The following is an 18,216-nucleotide window of genomic DNA, read 5'->3' as shown; positions in this document are numbered from 1 at the left end:
CAGCGCGTAGGAGGTACCCGGGTCGGGTAGCGGCATGGCGGCGGTACCCGGCAGCATGGGCCACGTGCCCCACGCCTCTCCCCTGGCCATCACCCAGCAGCGCGCCCTAGCACTGCGCGGGGCAGGCAACCTTGCCGCGGCCCGTGACCTGCTCACCGACGCCTTCGAGTCTGCCCGACCGCCGTACGGCAAGGATCATCCGGACGTCCTCAGCACCGCGCACCTGCTGGCTCGACTGCATCGGGAGGCGGACGACCCCAGCGCCGCCCGCCGGGTGTTGGAGGAGGCGTTCGCGGCCGGTGAGCGGCGATGGCCCACCTCGGACCCGCTGATGCTGGCCTTGTCGTATGAGCTGGGGTCCGTCGCGGACGAGCTGGGCAACCGTCATGAGGCCCGACGCAACTTCCTGCGCGTCGCGACCGCCGGCCCCGCCGTGCTCGGTGTGGATCATCCTGCGGTACGCGCGTCCCGCGAGTATCTCGGCGATGCCGCTCCCGCCCTTCCGCCGGCGGTTCCCCCTGCCGGTCAGCCGACGGCGGTCGGCCCGGCGCCGCATGACGCGCTCGCCGAGCCGACGATGTCCCTGGCCGTCCTGTCGACCGCCTGGCAGCCGCACGACGCGGCCACCGCCACCGCCCCGCTACGCCCGGTGACTCCCGATGCCCCGGCCGTGCCTCCCGGGCCCCCCGTGCCCCCGGTGCCCGCTGTGCCCCCGGTGCCCACTGTGTCGCCTTCCGCGCCGACGGTCCCGCCGGCACCGTCGCCCTCCCCGAGTGTCGTGCCGCCGGTCACCAGCGCACCGCCTTTCACCGGACCACCAATCGGCACCATCGCCTCGTCAGTCACGAACGCACCCTCCGTCAGCAGCGCGCCGCCGGCTTCGGTGCGACCGGCACCGGCCGGGCCGCCCGTACCGGTGGTGCCGCCGGTGCCCGCCCCCAGGGCCGGCGTCCACGATGAGCCCACCCGGCCTTTCCCGCCCGTCCCGGCGCTGTCAGAGGCGGGTGTGCCAGCGGAGGGCTCAGCTGCGACGGGGTCCCGCACGGCACCGTCGCCGGGGGCGGTGGAGGGCACGGACGTAGTCGGCAGGACGACGACACCACTGCCTGTCGACCCGGCGCAGCAGGGAGTCGACCGACCGGCCGCGCCGCAGTGGGCAACTCCCACGATCGCGGTCCAGCAGATCGGGCCGCTGCTGGCCGAGGAAGCGGCCCGGCGCAGCCCCGGTGAGCAGGCCAGGACACCGGGCGCCCAGGCCGCCTCACCCACCAGCGGGCCGTCGAGCGCCGCGTCGCCCGCCACCGCGACACCGAGCAGCGCACCACCGAGCAGCGGGCCACCCCGCAGCGGCCCCCCGAACACGCCTCCACCGAACAACGCAGCGCCCGTCAGCGGGCCGCCGGTCAGTGCGCCGCCCACCGCACCAACCGTCGATCTGTCCCGGCCGCAGTCTCCGAGGCACCAGGCGCCCGAGTTCGGCGTGGCAGGAGGATCCGCCCCGGGCGGCCCACCGGCGCACGAGTTGACCGCCGCCCTGCCCCAGCCGGGACCGACCAGCGGCCCTCCGGGCCGGGTGCCGCTCCCGTTCGGAACGGCCGGCACGCAGCCGGACCAGCAGGACAGAATCACCCCAGCCGGTCCCGCGCCGATCAGCGGACCGCCGTACGGTCCGACCGATGGGGCGCGACACGGCCACCCGATCAGCAGCCCACCCGGGTCGCCCCTGGCCGACGGCCCGCAGCAGTACCCGGGTAGCGCCTACCCGCCGGAGCCCACGCCCTCTGCCTACCCCCAGCACCCACCGGCACAGCAGACCTACCCGACACCCCCACAGCAGCACACGTACCCGCCGCCGGGGCAGCAGGCGTACCCCCCAGCATCACCGGCTGCCCCCGGGCAGCCCGGGGCCTATCCGACGCCGGTGCACCCGCCGACGGCGCAGGCCTATCCCCCGCCCGTCTCCGGTGGGCCCGCCTACTCCGCGGGATGGGGGCAGCAACCGGCACAACCGGTCGCTCAGGCGTACCCGGGGGAGCCGGCGCGCGGGCGTGGTCGGGTGGCCGTGGTGGTGGCGGTGATCGCGGTGGTGGTGGCGCTGGCGGCGGTGATCGGGGTCGGGTTGCTGCTCCTCGACCGGTGGTCCGGCGAGGCCCCGACGACACCGGCCTCGTCGGGGCAGCCGCAGGGCGGTGCGCCGCCCACCCAACTCGTGTTGCGCGACGACACCACCACGATCACGTTGACCTGGACCGACCCGGCGGACGGGCTGGTGCCCTTCATGGTGGCCGGGGGGCGCTCCGGCCAGCCCCTGGGGGTGATGGCCACGGTGAGTCCCGGGGAGACCAGGTACACCGTGAACGGATTGAACTCCCGGGTGGACTACTGCTTCACCGTGCTGGCCGTCTACGGAACGGACCAGTTCGCCACCTCCGGCCAGGTGTGTACGAGTCGCAAGGGCGCCGGTCCGGCCGACTGACCGGGGCACCGTCGTGGTCCGACAGTGCAGCCAGGACACGCCGACGACACGCCACCCTGGGTGTCCGGCAACGGACAATGCGGGTACCCGCCGTTCGTAGCGTGACCATATGATGGCTCCCGGCTCAGGGGAGGGGTCGCCGTACGGGGGGCGCCACCTGCCAGGACGACACGGGAGGCGCCAGCTGTGGCGATCATGGACGAGGTCGATCCGATCCGCGCGACCCGATCCCGATCCCGACTGCGGGGTGGACTGGTCACCGTGGCCACGGTGTTGGCCCTCCTGGCGGCGATGGGCCTCACCGTGCTCGGGCTGGGTTCGGCGGACAATGCGGTGGCCAGTTACGACGCCAGTTCCTGGTTGTGGAGTGCGACGCGCAGCGAACTGGCCCGGGTCAACGGGGTGACCGCCCGGGTGGACACCCGGATGGAGGTGCCGGCCGCGCGGCGGCACCCGATGCAGGTGGTGCAGACGGATCGGATGCTGGTGCTGCGTGACCTGCACACCGGTCAGATCAGCGCCCTGGACCTGGCCACCTTGCAGATCACCGCGACCACCCCCACCACCCCGGGCCTCGGGGTCAGCGTGGCCCTGCACGAGGATGCCGCGTTCGTGGTGGACGCGGTGCAGGGTGTGGTGCGGCAGTTGGATCCCCGGTCCCTGGCCCCGGTGGGTGAGCCGGTGCGGTATCCGCCGGGTATCACCGGTGGCACCTTCGACGGCAAGGGTCGGTTGTGGATCGCGGTGCCGGCCGAGGGCACGGTGTCGGCGATCACGGCCGCCAAGCTGTCCTCCTCGCCGGCAGCGGATGCGTCGGTCTCCCCCAGCAAGGTCGAGACCCATGACGTGGCCGAGCCCAGTCACGAGTTGGTGGTCTCCACCCTGGATGACGGGGTGGCGGTGCTGGATCGTACGGCCGGGAGTCTGGTCACGGTGGTCCGTGGGGAGACCCGGCGTACCCCCTTGGGTGAGCAGTTGGCCCGGCCGGGCACCTTGCCGGCGCGGACCAGCGGGCCGGTGGTGCCGGTGACCGTGCCCGGTCAACGGCAGGTGCACGCGGTCACCGAGGGCGAGGTGCGGTCGTTCACGGTGCCGGGTGAGGGTGACCGGCTGGGTGCGGCGGTGGCCTGGGCGGGTCGCATCTACTGTGCCGACGAGGCGACCGGGGTGGTGTACGCCTTCGACGCCACCGGTCAGGTGGTGGAGACCATCCGGGGTCGTTGGGGTGGGCCGCTGGAGTTGGAGGTGCGGGAGAACCACCTGTTCATCAACGCCCCGAACGCGGCGACCGCCCGGGTGGTCAACGACCGGCACGAGGTGCGTGAGGTCGACAAGTACGCCAATGACGTGCTCGGTGGTGACCCGCCGGAGGAGGCGCCACCGCCCCCGCCTCCCCCGCCGAAGAAGCCCCAGGTCAGCAAGCCGGGGGCGCCGCGCAGCGTGACCGCCTCGGCCGGTGACGCGCAGGCGCGGGTGAGTTGGCGTCCGGCGGCGTCCAACGGTGCGGAGGTCACCCGTTATGTGGTGGAGGGTGCCGGGCAGCGTCTGGAGGTGGGTGCCAACCAGCGGTCGGTGCAGGTCAAGGAGCTGACCAACGGGGAGACGTACACCTTCTCGGTGCATGCGGTGAACGCGAAGGGTGCGGGTCCGTCCCGTAAGAGCAACCCGGTGACCCCGACGGCGGAGGTGCCGGACCCGCCGACGAGCGTCTCCGCGCAGGCCCGCCCGGACGGCACCGTGGTGGTGACCTGGCCGGAGGCGAACGGGCAGGGCAACAAGATCGCCCGGTACGCGGTGACGGCCACCTCGGCGGGTGCGAACGCCCCGGCCGGGGAGTCCGAGGGCACCGAGTTGGTGATCGAGGCCGGTGAGTTGGAGTACGGCACCCAGTACGCCTTCACGGTGGTGGCGGTCAACGACAAGGGTGCGGCCTCGGAGTCCTCGCCGGTCAGCGACACCGTGGTGCCCTTCACGGTCCCCGGGGAGCCGGTGGAGTTGACCGCGAGCACGGTGGCGGACCGTCCGGGCACGGTGGCGGTGCAGTGGGCACCGGCGGAGGCCAACGGCCGACCGATCACCGGGTACCTGGTGGAGGTGGGCGACAAGCGCAGCGAGGTCACGGACACCCGTACCCGGGTGGAGGGCCTGGGCGACGGGCAGAATGTGACCGTCCGGGTCCGGGCGGTCAACGAGGCCGGTGAGGGTCCCCAGGCGACGACGACGGCGCGGACGGTGGCGCCGCCCCGGGTGACCGTGACCGGCTCCTCGGCGACCGCCACCTCGGCGACGGTGGCCTTCACGGTGGATGCCGGTGGTGGGCAGGCGACCTGCACCCTGACCCGGTCCGGTGAGCCGGCCGTCAGCGGCCCGTGTTCGCGGATCACCATGGAGGGGCTGACCCCGGGTACCGGTTACACCTTCACGGTGACGGCCACCAACGCCGCCGGGTCGGGTGCGGCCACCCGGGCGCAGCAGACCGACGCTCTCTACGGCATCGCCACCTGTGTCAACGGCAGTGAGCCGGAGCAGCGCACCTACTGTGACCGGGACCGCGACGGCCGCAACGGCAACGAGATCTTCTCGGTGCCCCGGCAGGACAACGACCGGCAGGTCGGCTGGGCCAAACCGGGGACCCGACTGAAGGCGCTGTGCCGGGTCCGCGGCGAGGAGGTGTACGCGTTCGTCTACAACGACGACAAGCGCAGCACCTGGTGGGTGCGGGTCGAGTACAGCGGACGCAACTACATCCCGTGGGTCTGGTTGAACCTGGAGGGCGGCGACAAGATCAACGTTCTGCCCACCTGCTGATCCGCCCTCAGGCAAGGAGCACCGCCGTGAACAGCCAGGAACCCCTCAACCAGCAGGAGGTGCAGGGCTTCGCCGCCCTGGCCGCCCGGCTGGCCGAGACCGTCAACGCAGTGGTGCTCGGTAAGCCGCAGGTGGTCCGGCTGGCGTTGACGGCGCTGTTCGCCCAGGGGCATGTGCTGCTGGAGGACGTGCCCGGGGTGGGCAAGACGACCCTGGCCCGGGCCATCGCGGCCACCGTGAAGGGGCAGTGGCGGCGCATCCAGTTCACCCCCGACCTGCTGCCCTCGGACGTGTCCGGGGTGACCATCTTCAACCAGGCCACCCGGGGGTTCGAGTTCCACGCCGGCCCGGTGTTCGCCAACATCGTCATCGCCGACGAGATCAACCGGGCCTCCCCGAAGACCCAGTCGGCGCTGCTGGAGGTGATGGAGGAGCGGACGGTCACCGTGGACGGGGTACGCCATCCGGTGCCGCAGCCGTTCCTGGTGGTGGCGACCCAGAACCCGGTGGAGATGGACGGCACCTACCGGCTGCCGGAGGCGCAGCTGGACCGGTTCCTGGTCAAGCTCTCCGTCGGCTACCCCGACGAGGCCGTCGAGGTGGAGGTGCTGCGGGGGGCCACGGTCCGGTCCCCCGAGGCCCTGGCCCCGGTCACCGACACGGCCACGGTCGGGGAGATGGTCCGGATGGCCCGGCGGGTGCACATCGCCGAGCCCCTTTACACGTACGCGGTGCGGCTGGCCGCGGCCACCCGTACCCATCCGCAGGTGCGGGTCGGGGTCAGTCCCCGTGGGGTGATCGCCCTGACCCGGGCGGCGTGTGCGTACGCCCTGATCGACGGCCGGGGTTGGATCATGCCGGAGGACCTGAAGGCCCTGGCCGAGCCGGTCTTCGCCCACCGGCTGCTGCTCACTCCGGACGCCCAGGTCCGTGGGGTGACCGCCGGGGAGGTGCTGCGCCAGGCCATCGCGTCCGTGCCGGTGCCGCTGCCGTCGGGGCAGCCGGCCTCGGCGTACCCCTGATCGGCGGGGAGGGCGTGGGAATCACCGCCCGGGGCCTCGGTCTGCTCGTCGCCGGGGTGCTGCTGCTCGGGGCCGGCTTCCGTTTCGGGTATCCGGAGTTGACCTTGCTGGGGGCGGCGGCCGGGGTAGCCGTGGCGATCGCGGTGCTGACGGCCGCGTGGCGACCCCGGTTGCAGGTGCGGCGGCAGGCGGATCCGGACCGGGTGGCGCGGGGTGAGCCGGCGACGATGACCTTGACCCTGCGCAACACCGGTCGGCTGGGTGCGGCGAGTCTGCTGGCCGTCGACCGCTGCGGCGACCAGGTGGTGCCGGTGCCGGTGCTGCGGCTGCGCCCGGGTGCGGACACCACGGTCCGGTACGAGGTGCCGACCGCCCGCCGGGGGGTGGTGCCGGTGGGCCCGCTGCGGGTGACCCGCCGTGATCCCCTGGGTCTGGTCGTGCTGGCCCGCACCTACGGCGACAGTGTGCCGGTGTGGGTGCACCCCCGCATCCACCCGTTGCGGGCGGTGCCCACCGGTGCCGGCCGCAGCCTGGACGGGCAGGTCGACGCGGTACCGCACGGCTCGATCACCTTCGACTCGTTGCGGGAGTACGTCGTCGGCGACGAACTGCGGCGGGTGCACTGGCGTACCAGTGCCCGGGTCGGTGAGCTGATGGTGCGGGAGAACGTGGACACCAGTCTGCCCCGGATCGTGGTGCTGCTGGACAACCGGATGGCCGCGCATCCGCAGCGGGTACGCGGGACGGCCGAGTCCTTCGAGTCGGCCTGTGAGGCCGCCGCCTCGGTGGTCACCGCGGCGGTCCGGGAGGACCTGCCGGTGGTGCTGCTGTTCGTCGCGGCTGACGCTTCCGAGGTGGGCACCGGGCAGGAGAGCCCGGCGGTCCAGGGGGGACCGACCGGGCCGCTGGACCGGTTGGCGGCGGTCTCGCTGACCGGCGAGGGGACCCTGGAGGCCGCGGTGGCCCGGCTGCGCCGGGAGCGGCTCGGCGACACCCTCGTGGTGCTCACCGGGCCGGGTGGGCGTGAGGACCTGGGACACGTCGGGGCCCTGCGTGGGGCGTACCCCTCGGTGGTGGTCGGGGTCTTCGGGGCGGCGGACCCGACCCCGGCGGGTACGGGCGGCCTGCTCGTGGTGGACGCGGCCGACGGGGCGGCCTTCGCGGCCGAGTGGGACGGGGTGCGCCGGTGGTGAGGCTGCTGCGGGCCCTGGCGGTGCCGACCGCGTTGGTCGGGATGGTGGTCCTGGCCGGGGTGACCCTGGACCGGGTGTACGCGGGCTCCCTGCTGACCCTCCTGGTGGCCGGGGCGGCCCTCGGCTCGGTGCTGGTCTCGGTGGCCGCGCGGCGACTGCCCTCCTGGCTGGTCGCCCCGGTGTCCGTGCTGGTGATGGCCGGTTGGACGGGGTGGTGTCTGCACCTGGCCGCTGACCGGGCCGGGTTGCCGGGCGGCTTCGCCGAGGTGGCCCGGGAAGCCGCCGCAAACGGCATTCCCCGGCTGCTGACCGCGATGATCCCGGTGGAACCGGTCCCGGACACCGTCCTGGTGCCGGTGGTGGGCGCCTGGCTGGCCGGGCTGGCCGGCGCGGAGGTGGCGTTGCGCGCCGGCCGGGTGCTGCTGGGTTACCTGCCGCCGGTGCTGCTGCACGTCGGGGCGGTGTACGTGGTCGGGCCGAACGCCGAGCCGGCGATCGGTCCGACCGTGGCCCTGGTGGTGGTGGCCGGGCTCGGGCTGGCCGCCTCGACGCGACGCGAGGGTGACCCGGTCGACGGCCCGGCGCCGACGGTGCCGTCCGGGGTGCGGGCCCGGTTGGCGGTGACCTCGGCCGCCGGTACGGCGGTGGTGGTCGCAGCGGCCACCCTGCTGGGCCCGGCGGTGGCCGCCCTGGTGGAGGTGCGGCCGGTGGACCCCCGCCGCTACGTGGAGCCGCCGCAGGTCCAGACCTTGGACGAGAACCCGCTGATCCGGATCTCCGGGTGGGCCCTCAACCCCGACCAGCAGCTGTTCCAGGTGAAGACCGCCGATGCCGGCGGGGGGACCCGGATCCGGCTGGCCGTGCTCAGTGACTACGACGGGGTGACCTGGCGGGTCGGGGCCACCTACCGCAACGCCGGCCGGATCCTGCCCACCGTGCCGCCGGCACCGTACGCCACCGTGGAGACCCTCCGGCAGGAGATCACCATCGGTGAGCTCAGTGGACAGTTGCTGCCGGCGGTGCCCACTCCCCGCGAGGTCAGCGGCGCCCGGGTGGCGTACGACCCGGGCACCGGCACCCTGATCCGTCCCGACGGGCTGAGCCCGGGGCTGCGCTACACGGTGACCTCGGCCCGGGAACGCCCGGATGCGAACCTGCTGGCCACCGCGAACACCCCGGCCGGGGACGAGGTGGCCCGGGTGCTCCAGGTGCCGGAGGGGGCGCCCGACCAGTTGCGTCGGCTGGCCACCCAGTTGGCTCAGGACAACGGCGCCCCGTACGCCCGGGCGATGGCGATCGAGCAGTGGCTGGCGGAGCACTACCGGCTGGTCGCCGACGCCCCCAGTGGCCACGCGTACCCGAATCTGGCGTTCTTCCTGTTCGGTCCGCGCAACGGCGGGGGGCAGCGGGGTACCTCGGAACAGTTCGCGGCGTCCTTCGCGGTGCTGGGCCGGTTGGCCGGGTTGCCGACCCGGGTGGTGGTCGGGTTCGCCGCCCCGGGTGACGGGCCGGTACGGGCGGGCGACGCCTACGCCTGGCCGGAGGTGCTTTTCGAGGGGGTGGGGTGGGTACCCTTCGACCCCCTGCCCCGCCCGGAGGACGAGCCCCGGCCGGTGGAGGAGGACTTCCGCCCGCAGCCGGAGAAGCCGCCGCCCTCGGAGCAGCCGGAACCGACCGTGGAGCCGAGCACCGCACCCTCACCCCAGGCCGCCCCCGAGGAGGGCGAGGGCCAAGCGGGGGTGTCCACCCCGGTGCTGGTCGCCGCTGTAGCCGGAGGGGTTGCGCTGCTGGTCGTGGTGGCGCTGGCTGTCCTGGCCGGGATGCGCCGCGCCCTGACCCGCAACCGGCTGCACCGGGGCCCGGCCGACCTGCGGGTCGCCGGGGCCTGGCGGGAGCTGACGGACGCCCTGCGGCTGGCCGGGCGGCCGGTCCCCGCCGACCTGTCCGCCACCGAGGTGGCCGAGGCCGCCCGCCGCGCCCTCTCCGACGCGGCACCGCTACCGGCCGCAGCGGGCCGGGCCGACCATCAGCTGGGGGTGGGCCGAGCCCGGACTCATCCCGAGGGTGCGGCGGGTCGGGTCGGATCTCAGTCGGAGGCCGCCCACCGGGCGGTGGAGGAGTTGGCTCGCCTGGTCAACCAGGTCGGGTTCGCCCCCGGTCAGGTGACCGAGGCGCAGGCCGAGGCCGCCGCCGAGGCGGCCAGGGTATGCACCCGGGCGCTGCGCGCGGACCGGCCCCGGTGGCGGCGGTTGCTCTGGTCGGTGCACCCGGGGCCGCTGCGCTGGCGAGACTGAGCGGTGATCAGCGCCGCCGGGTGGGGCTCAGGTCGACTCCCCGGTGTCGGGGCCGAGCCGGGCGATCATGGTCGTCCGGGCCGCCACCCCGCCGGCAGCCAGTTCGGGGGTGGGCAGCAGGGCCATCACGGGAACGTCCACCCCCGCCTCGGCGTATTGGCGGACCTGGGCCCGGCACTGCTCGGGTGAGCCGTGCACGATCAGGGCGTCGACCACCTCGTCCGGGATGGCGGCCAGGGCACCCCGCCGGTCACCGGCCGCCCAGGCCTGCCACATCGGCGCCAGCGCCTCCTGGCGACCCAGCCAGCGGTGGAATTCCGCGTACGCGGGCACGGTCAGATAGCTGGTGATCATGCGGCGGCCCAGGGTGCGGGCGTACCCGGTGTCCTCGGTGGGACAGACGAAGATGCGGGCCACCACCTCGAACTGCGGGCGGCGCTCGCCCAGTTCGGCCATCGCCCGGGGGACGTCGGTGGCGGCCAGCCAGTTGAGGATCACCCCGTCGGCCTCGGCGGCGGCCAGCCGCAGCATGCCCGGCCGCAGCGCGCCCAGCAGGACCGGCGGGGGTACGGCCGGGGGTCGTTGCAGGCTGAACCGCCGCACCGCGAAGGTGTCGAAGGCCCCGTCGACGGCCTCTCCCCGCAGCGCCGCCCGCAGGAACCGCAACACGTCCCGGGTACGCCGGAACGGATCGGTGAACTCGATCGCGTTCCAGTCGGACACCAGCACCGGCGAGGAGGCCCCGATGCCCAGGGCGAACCGACCGGGTGCCACGTCGGCCAGGGCCGCGGCGCTCATCGCCAGCAGGCCGGGCCCACGGGTGAACACCGGCGCGATCGCGGTGCCCAGCCGGAGCTGCGGCGCCCAGGCGGCGGCCAACGCCAGTGGGGTGAAGGCGTCGGCCCCGTTGACCTCGGAGGACCACACCTCGGTGAAACCCGCCTCGGCCAGGGCCGCGTACACCGTCGCGTGGTCGGCCAGCCCCACCCCGTCCAGGGGCACCGTCATCGCCCATCGTGTCGTCATCGATCGATCCTGCCCGGCGGGCGGCCTCCCTAGCAAGATCTTGGTGCCCTACCGGTCCACCGGGCGGCTGCGCCGACCCTGGGGCAGGGCTCTGACCAGCGCTAATCTTGCCGCGTGACCTTCTCGCTCGTCGCCCGCTCCACCGACGGCCACCTGCATGGTGTGGCCGTGGCGAGCCGCTTCCTGGCTGCCGGCGCTCTGGTCCCGGCGGCCGAGGCCGACCTCGGCGCGATCGCCACCCAGGCGCATGTGAACCTGGCCTACCGGCCGCAGGGGCTGGCCCTGCTGCGGACCGGGGTGACGGCGGCCGGTGTGGTGGCCGCTCTGGTGGCCGCCGACCCGGAACGCGATCATCGCCAGGTGGGTGTGGTGGCCGCCACCGGTCCCGGTGCCACCTACACCGGGGAGCACTGCCGGGACTGGGCGGGCGGCCAGGCGGGCGACGGCTGGGCCGCCCAGGGCAACATCCTCACCGGCCCCGAGGTGATCGACGCCCTGCGGGACACCTGGCTGGCCCGTACCGACCTGCCCTTCGCACAGCGGCTGCTCGCCGCGCTGCGCGCCGGGCAGCAGGCCGGGGGCGACCGCCGGGGGCAGCAGAGCGCCGGGTTGGTCGTGGTCCGACGCGGCGGGGGGTACGCCGGCACCGGCGATCTCATGATCGACCTGCGGGTCGACGACCACCCCGATCCGATCACCGAACTCGACCGGCTGCTGGCCGTGCACACCCTCATGTTCAGCCGTCCCGACCCGGCCACCCTGCTCGACCTGACCGGGGCGGTGGCCGTCGAGGTGGCCGGGCTGCTCACCGCGCTCGGCCACCCGGCCGACCCAACCGACCCCGAGGACGCGCTGGTGGCCTGGGCCGGACTGGAGAACCTGGAGGAGCGGCTGGCCCCCGGCCGCATCGACCCGGTGGTGCTGGCCCAACTGCGCGCCGCCCTCCCCCACGTACCCGCACCCCGAAGTGCGGCGTCAGCGGATGGTGACGTCGCCGCCCAGTCGGGCAGCGAGCCGGCACGGTAACCCGCCCGCTTCGACGCAGCCGACATCATCAGCGCGGATCAGCGGCCGAAGGCCAGCAGCGGCAGGCCGACCCGGGCGAGGGCCGCCTGCTCGGCCAGGCTGCACGGAGTGCGCCCGGTCAGCTTGGCGATCAGGGTCAGCCGGTCCCAGCCCAGCTCCACCGGCAGGGACCGGCCCCCAGTGAGCAGATCGGCGATGACCCGGCTGGCGGGCGTGGTCAGCCACGGCGGCCGATCCAGCGCCGCGGCCAGGTCCAGCCCGTGCACCCCGACCTCCACCACCCGGGTACGCAGGAACTCCGTCACCGTCATCGCATCGTCGTGTCGGGTGCGCACCACCCGTTCCGGTGGGTACGCCTCGACGGCCCCGTAGGCAGCGCGCCATGCCCGGTCGAAGTCCGCGCCCACCCCGACCCCTCGACGCGTGCCGCCCGAGTCGAAGCTCTCCTCACCACCCTCGACCCGCCCGTCTCCCGCCCGAACCGCTCCCCCCGGTGCGCCCTCGGCGTGAGCAGACTCGACCCGAGCCGCCTCGGCGCGGGCCGCCTCGACCCGAGCCGCCTCGACCCGAGCAGCCTCGGCGCGGGCCGACGCGGCACCAGCGGCCTCAATACGACCGGCCTCGGCATGAGCAGCGCCACGAGCAGCTTCGATGCGATCGGACTCGGCACCAGCGGCCTCGATGCGGGCCGCCTCGATGCGGGCGGCGTCGACCTCGGGGGTGAACTTGGCCGCGCCGAAGTAGCCGGCGGCGTCGATCAGGGCACCGGTCGGCGCCGGTGCGGCCAGCATGTCGGTCAGCCGGCCCGCACCGGTGCGGACATGTGCCAGCAGTTCGGCCACCGTCCACGGCACGCAACCGGTCGGCCGGGCCAGGTTCTTCCGATCGAGGGTGGCCAGCACCTCACCCAGCCGCAGGCACTCCTCACGGAAAGCCGCCCGAACAAGGTCGGCGTCCCCCACACCCTCCCCCACCTCGACCCACCACCCCTCGCCCAACCCCGCCTCCCCCACCCCCGGCCGGGACGGCCCCGCCTCGTCGCCGACCGTTCATGATCGCGCTCGATCCAGGATCGAGTGGCCTCGTTCTCAAACTTAACCACTCGATCCTGCATCGAGCGCGATCTTGCGGGCGGGGCGGGCGGGGCGGGGCGCGGTGGTGGTGGGGCACGGCGAGGGCGGACGCGGCGGTGGTGGTGGGGCGGGTCGAGGTGGGGCGGGTCGAGGTGGGGCGGGTCGAGGTGGTCGGTGCGCGTGGCCGGGACCGGATGGGGGTTGCCGTTCGGCGGGATCCGCGCCGTCAGGGGGTCGCGCAGGTGGAGGCCGGCAGCGGTCAGCCCTTGTGGCGGGGGACGATGCGGTGCACGGCGGCGATGGCCAGCGCCATGACCACCCCCATCGTTCCGGCGATGCCGGCGGCGCTGCCGGCGTACCCGACGAACAGGGGTTGGCGGGACAGGTCGGCCGCCGCGGTGGGGCGCAGGCTGGTCAGCCAGAACAGCGCCAGCGCGCAGGCCAGGATCAGCAGCAGCCCACCGATGCCGAGCAGCAGGGCCACTCCCCGGTGCGCGTCGGCGGAGGACACCTGCGCCTGTTCCCGCTGGGTGATCAGCAGCAGGATGCCCGCCAGGGCCGCCCACACGCCGACGACGAGGTACGCGGCCACCGCGTCACTGGGCCGGTGCCAGCCCGCCGAGAGGGTCGCCACCCCGGCCACCGCCGAGTAGGCGGCACCTACCACGGCGGCGAAGGCCCGGACCTTGGGCGGCAGTACGAGCACCAACGCCACCGCCACGGAGGCGGCTACCGTGGTGTGCCCGCTGGGCAGGCTGTTGCCGACGCCGGCCCGTTCCGGGTCGATGCCGTAGTCGGGTCGGACCAGGCCGTACTTCAGCACCTGGGTGGTGACGTTGGCTCCGACGATCAGCAGGGTGGCCGCGACCGCCAGGGCGACCCGGCCTCGGATCAGGGCGATGAACCCGATCATCACCGTGGCCGCCAGCAGCGACACCACGGACATCGCGTTGAGGATCCGGTTGACCGGTTCTTCGATGTGGTCGCGGCCGATCCGGTTGCCGGTCAGCGCGACCGTGTCGACCCACTGCCCGAGTTCGCTGTAGAGGGCGAATCGCCACACCACGATGAAGACCGCCGTCTGGACCAGAGCCAACCCGACCAGCCAGACCGCAGTCCCACCCCTGGGCGTCACGCGCACCCGCACAACTTAGCGACCCTGCCCGACCCGCCCACCAGTGGCCCGCCGACCGGATCGGCGGCGCCGCGTGAGGGCGGCTGAGCAGGGGCTACGGTGACCGGCAGGCCGAGCCCGCCGCCTGCGCAGCGGCAGGGGTCGCGGCGACAAAAAGGGAGAGGCCGCCACGGGGGGAGCGGCCTCTCCGGTGATGTACGTTACTCCGTCCCCGGCGGTGTTGTTATCCCGGAACGGTGACTTTTTCCGCGATCTGCGCGGTGTGCCTGTCGGATCGGGGGGCGGTGGGGTGGGTCGACTTCTCCGCTGCGTCGGCCAGAGGGCCGACCCACCCCGGCCTGACCGTGGGCGTCAGGCCGCCGGCCGGTCCTGCCTCTACCCCCGAGGCCCGGCCGGAGCCTCCGGGTGGGTCACCGCCCACCCGGAGGACGTCGTTCAGCCGTTGGGGAACAGCTTCCCGTAGTCGGCGTACGCCATCGCGACGTCCGCCTGGGCCCAGAACCGGTGGTAACGGAACTCCGGCTCCGGCCCACCGTCGAGGTAGGCCTGGACCTTCGGCCACGCCGGGTCGTTCTTGTAGAACGACCGGATGTCGATGAAGCTCTTGCCCGGGGCGATCACGTCACCGTTGGGCATCCGACCGGTCCAGCCCTGCGGGATGTACAGGCCCTGCCCGGTGGAGGCGTCGTAGACGTCGTCGAAGCGCCGGTAGTCGCCACGCTTCTCCACGGTCGACACACCCTGGGCGTCGCTCTCGCCGTGCAGCGCGTCCAGCAGCCCCTTGGCGGTGTTCTTCGCCGCCACGTCGCCGGACTTGGCCGCGTACGCGATCAGGGTCCGGGCGTAGGAGGCGGCGATACCGACGTCCTGGCCCTTGGCGATCACCTCGACGTGCAGGTTGGTGTTCGGCTGCGGGTTGGTCGGGTTCCAGTTGTTGGGCTGGCCGGTCCACTTCAGATCGGCCGGGATGGACCAGTCCTCACCCAGGGTGGTGTTGGCGATGGCCCACGGCACCCACTTGTCCAGCAGGGCCTTGGCGCGGGCGTCGCCGCTGACCAGGTACAGCTCGGCGATGCGCTGCATCGACCAGGCCTGCATACCGAACCACTGGTTCGAGGGCGGGTCGTTGTAGACCGGGTCCTCGTCGTAGAACATGCCGTAGAAGGTGGCCGTGCCGGCCGGCGGCGTGCCGTAGTGCCCGCCCCAGCTGTTGGTCGCGCCACCGGCGATGCCACCCTCGGCCGACTGGAGCCAGGTGTAGAGCTCCAACTGCCGGGTGAGGCTGTTGTTCCAGTCCGCCGCCGCGGTCGACGAGCGCGGCTTGAGCTCGTTGACGTTGGTCAGCGCCCAGGCCGCGAACGGGTTCTGGTAGCCGAAGTGGCTGTGGCTGGAACCGATCCGCCACGACCAGTTCTGGCTGGTCTCGTACGCGCCGCCCCAGGCGTAGTACCAGGACAGCAGGTAGTGGGCGGACTCGCGGTTGTTACCGGCCGGGCACTGGGTGGCCCCGACGCAGTTGCCGACGCGCTTGAAGTACTTGTCGAACAGGGCGTACCGCAGGTAGTCACCCATCTTGGCGGCCTTGGTCACCGTGGCCGCCACGTCGGCCTGCTTGTTCTGCTCCTTGGCCCAGGTCAGGGCCCAGTAGGCGGCCTGCACGGCGCGGGCGTCGGCGTCCGGGGCGTTGGTGTACTTCCACTGCTTGGCCGGGGTGCCGGACTCCTTGATGAACAGGTCCAGGTAGCCGTTCGGTCCGCCGTGGGCGAAGGTGTCGCAGGAGGGGTGCGGCACGGTCTCCCACACCGACTCCTGGGTGCCCCGCTGGAAGGTGTTGATGTACGCGGGGCGGGTGGTGCCGTTGCCGCAGCGACCGAAGCCGTAGACGTTGTCCACGTCCAGCAGCCAGTGCATGCCGTAGATGCTGCCGGTGCCGTAGGTCTGCTGGAGTTCCGCGCGCAGCGGGTCCTTGCCGACCGGCACGTTCGCGTTCAGCTGCGAGGGGTACTGGTTGGGCAGGTCGTTCTCGGCGGCGTAGGTGGCGTCACCGGCGGAGCCGGCGGTCGGCTGGTCGGCCGTGGACGGGATGATGTAGGTCTCCATCACCGTCCAGGCGTTGTTGAACGGCGCCCAGTTCTGGGTGACCCGACCGTAGTACGCCTCCAGCCACAGCCAGAAGCTGAACGCCTCCGAGGTGGTCTGGTGACCGTGGTCGGGCGCCTCGACGATCAGGGTCTCGATCGAGTGGTAGGGCACCCCCTCCGGGCTGAAGTAGCCGGAGTTCTTGATCTTGCCGTACTGCTCGAGGAAGCGCTGGACGTACTCGCCGTCCCCGCCCGGCACGTCGTTGTCGATCTCGGTGACGGTGACCGTGGCCGGGGTGTGGCCGGTGGCCGACGCGGTGATCGTCGCGGTGCCGCCCACCGTGTCGGAGTCCTCGGCGGCCTGGACGGTCACGTTGACGCCGGTCTCCCAGTTGCTCGGGGTCAGGGTCACCGAGGTCGGCGAGACCGTGATGTCCGAGTCGCCGGTGCGGGCGAGGCTGGCCGCGACGTTGGCGGTGGGTTCCCGGTTCAGCTTGAGGTTGAAGGTGGCGCTGTCACCCTCGGGCACGCTGAGCGTAGTCGGGGTGGCCACCAGGGCCGGCGAGGTCGCGGCGGTCACGCTGAACGCCCGCTCGGCGATCGCCGACAGACCGCTGTTGTCGTACGCCCGGGCCTGCACGGTGTAGTCACCGGCCGGCAGACTCTCCATGGTGTACGCGTACGGCGCGGTGGTGTCGGTGTTGACCAGCAGGCCGTTGCGGTAGAACTCGACCCGGGCGATCGTGCCGTCCGGGTCGCTGGCGGTGGCCGTCAGCGGCACGGTCGCCGGGGCGACGAACGGCCCGGCGGGGATCGACAGGCTCACCGTCGGGGGCTGCGCGGTGACGCCGCCGCAGGTGACCCCGTTGACGGAGAACGAGGTGGGCTTGGGGTTGCTGCCGGTGTAGGAGCCGTTGAAGCCGATCGTGGTGCTGGCCCCGGTGGCCATGCTGCCGTTCCACGCCTCGTTGACGGCGGTGACCTCGTTGCCGCTCTGGCTCCACCGGGCCGACCAGCCGTTGGTCACCCGCTGGTTGCCGGGGAAGGCGAACCGCAGGGTCCAGCCGTTGACCGGGTCGCCGAGGTTCTTGAGGGTGATGTTGGCGGTGAAGCCGTTGCTCCAGTCGTTGGTCGTATAGACCACGTCGCAGGCCGGTGCGGCCTGTGCGGCGCCGGCGGGTACGGTCACCCCGCCGATCGCCAACGCCGCGGCGGCGAGCCACGCCAGGCGGCGGCGTCTTGCCAGATCTCTCATCTGCGCGGTGTCTCCTCGAACCAGGCCGGGTGCGGTGCCGCCCCGGCGAGACGTCTCGCAGACGAGAAGGACGCGAGACGTCGGTGGATGGTGGTGGCCGGCCGACCGGCCGGAACGCAGCAGCGGGAACGAGCTCCACACCACTGCGATCAGGGCGCCGTCCGGATCACCGGAAGCCCTCGGCGGCCCCACGCTCACGTCTACCTGGCTCCACGTGGTCGATCGACAGTGTGCCATGGAAGCGCTCCCAGCACCAGAGACCGCACTTCCGGAAGCACTCGGTTGTTTCGATCTCATTTTGGGGCTTTCACAAAGCCGTGACGGGCGTTACAGTCGCAGCAACGTCGATGGGAGCGCTTCCATCGACGGAGTTCCAAGCATTGGATTACCCGGCGCCGTGCCCACGGCAATGGGTACTAAGACCGCAGGCCGACGGCGGGCCAGCCCGGACACCGCCGTCAGCCGTCACCCCACGAGAAGTGAGGGGAGGTGGATCCTCAGCCACTCGCGTGGCCCGGCTCCCGCGCGACACGCACGACTGGGACGCCAATCCGCACGTGCGTGTACCGCAACATGGTGGGGACGGGGGTTGCCCTCCCCCGTCCCCACACTAAACCCCCGTTCACGATGGGAAAAGAGGCCGATCGGGTCAGACGCGCATCACCCGCGCGCCCCGCACGGCAGTAAGCCCCGCCCGCCGACCGTGCGCTGCCCCGCCGACCACCTCCGGGAGCACGCCGCCGGTCCGCCCGCGGAACTCGGCGTTCCCGGTCCCGCCACACCCGATGCCCGACCGGCCGACGCCAGAACCCTCACCTTGTCACCTC

At 73.0% G+C, this 18,216-nt stretch carries 10 protein-coding genes; 6 read left to right on the top strand and 4 right to left on the bottom strand.

Annotation, left to right across the window (positions count from 1 at the left end):
- Positions 1 to 55 precede the first annotated feature (55 nt).
- The 5 genes from OIE53_RS03710 to OIE53_RS03690 all read left to right on the top strand — a co-directional run bounded on the left by OIE53_RS03710 (position 56) and on the right by OIE53_RS03690 (position 9,793).
- The gene (locus OIE53_RS03710; RefSeq protein WP_442791394.1) at positions 56 to 2,476 is read left to right on the top strand and encodes a tetratricopeptide repeat protein; all 2,421 of its coding nucleotides are present in this window, start codon (positions 56 to 58) and stop codon (positions 2,474 to 2,476) included.
- Between the two features lie 195 nt (positions 2,477 to 2,671).
- Positions 2,672 to 5,284, top strand: a complete 2,613-nt coding sequence (locus OIE53_RS03705) for a fibronectin type III domain-containing protein (RefSeq protein ID WP_327027066.1) — start codon at positions 2,672 to 2,674, stop codon at positions 5,282 to 5,284.
- A 26-nt stretch (positions 5,285 to 5,310) separates the two neighbouring features.
- Positions 5,311 to 6,306: an AAA family ATPase gene (locus OIE53_RS03700; protein WP_327025145.1), complete on the top strand. Its 996-nt coding sequence runs from the start codon at positions 5,311 to 5,313 to the stop codon at positions 6,304 to 6,306.
- 14 nt (positions 6,307 to 6,320) lie between these two features.
- A complete protein-coding gene (locus OIE53_RS03695) occupies positions 6,321 to 7,499 on the top strand; it encodes a DUF58 domain-containing protein (protein ID WP_327025144.1) in 1,179 nt (392 codons plus the stop codon).
- A complete protein-coding gene (locus OIE53_RS03690) occupies positions 7,475 to 9,793 on the top strand; it encodes a transglutaminaseTgpA domain-containing protein (protein WP_442791374.1) in 2,319 nt (772 codons plus the stop codon). Before OIE53_RS03695 ends, OIE53_RS03690 begins: the two co-directional genes overlap by 25 nt.
- 27 nt (positions 9,794 to 9,820) lie before the next feature.
- On the opposite strand, the gene OIE53_RS03685 is transcribed toward OIE53_RS03690, so the two are convergent.
- Positions 9,821 to 10,801 (bottom strand): LLM class F420-dependent oxidoreductase, encoded by a 981-nt coding sequence (locus OIE53_RS03685; protein ID WP_327027064.1) that lies wholly within the window; start codon positions 10,799 to 10,801, stop codon positions 9,821 to 9,823.
- Between the two features lie 132 nt (positions 10,802 to 10,933).
- Between OIE53_RS03685 and OIE53_RS03680 the strand changes: the two genes are divergently transcribed.
- Positions 10,934 to 11,845 carry a DUF1028 domain-containing protein gene (locus OIE53_RS03680; RefSeq protein ID WP_327025143.1) on the top strand — a complete coding sequence of 304 codons (912 nt, stop codon included), beginning with the start codon at positions 10,934 to 10,936 and terminating at the stop codon, positions 11,843 to 11,845.
- 38 nt (positions 11,846 to 11,883) lie between these two features.
- Here the strand turns inward: OIE53_RS03680 and OIE53_RS03675 are convergent, their stop codons facing one another.
- The 3 genes from OIE53_RS03675 to OIE53_RS03665 all read right to left on the bottom strand — a co-directional run bounded on the left by OIE53_RS03675 (position 11,884) and on the right by OIE53_RS03665 (position 17,389).
- Positions 11,884 to 12,720: a maleylpyruvate isomerase N-terminal domain-containing protein gene (locus OIE53_RS03675; protein WP_442791393.1), complete on the bottom strand. Its 837-nt coding sequence runs from the start codon at positions 12,718 to 12,720 to the stop codon at positions 11,884 to 11,886.
- Between the two features lie 457 nt (positions 12,721 to 13,177).
- Positions 13,178 to 14,065: a phosphatase PAP2 family protein gene (locus tag OIE53_RS03670; RefSeq protein WP_327025142.1), complete on the bottom strand. Its 888-nt coding sequence runs from the start codon at positions 14,063 to 14,065 to the stop codon at positions 13,178 to 13,180.
- A gap of 423 nt (positions 14,066 to 14,488) precedes the next feature.
- Entirely contained in the window at positions 14,489 to 17,389 is a 2,901-nt protein-coding gene (locus OIE53_RS03665) for a glycoside hydrolase family 48 protein (protein WP_327025141.1), read from the bottom strand.
- Between the last annotated feature and the right edge of the window lie 827 nt (positions 17,390 to 18,216).

It is taken from the genome of Micromonospora sp. NBC_01739 (assembly GCF_035920385.1).
Classification (GTDB): domain Bacteria; phylum Actinomycetota; class Actinomycetes; order Mycobacteriales; family Micromonosporaceae; genus Micromonospora.
The sequence above is the reverse complement of the archived record's forward strand: the minus strand, read 5'-3'. Positions and strand labels throughout refer to the sequence as shown.

Excerpts from the sequence above, each read along its gene's own strand:
- OIE53_RS03685 (WP_327027064.1), bottom strand. The coding sequence starts at position 10,801 with ATGACGGTGCCCCTGGACGGGGTGGGGCTGGCCGACCACGCGACGGTG.
- OIE53_RS03710 (WP_442791394.1), top strand. The coding sequence starts at position 56 with ATGGGCCACGTGCCCCACGCCTCTCCCCTGGCCATCACCCAGCAGCGC.
- OIE53_RS03705 (WP_327027066.1), top strand. The coding sequence starts at position 2,672 with ATGGACGAGGTCGATCCGATCCGCGCGACCCGATCCCGATCCCGACTG.
- OIE53_RS03665 (WP_327025141.1), bottom strand. The coding sequence starts at position 17,389 with ATGAGAGATCTGGCAAGACGCCGCCGCCTGGCGTGGCTCGCCGCCGCG.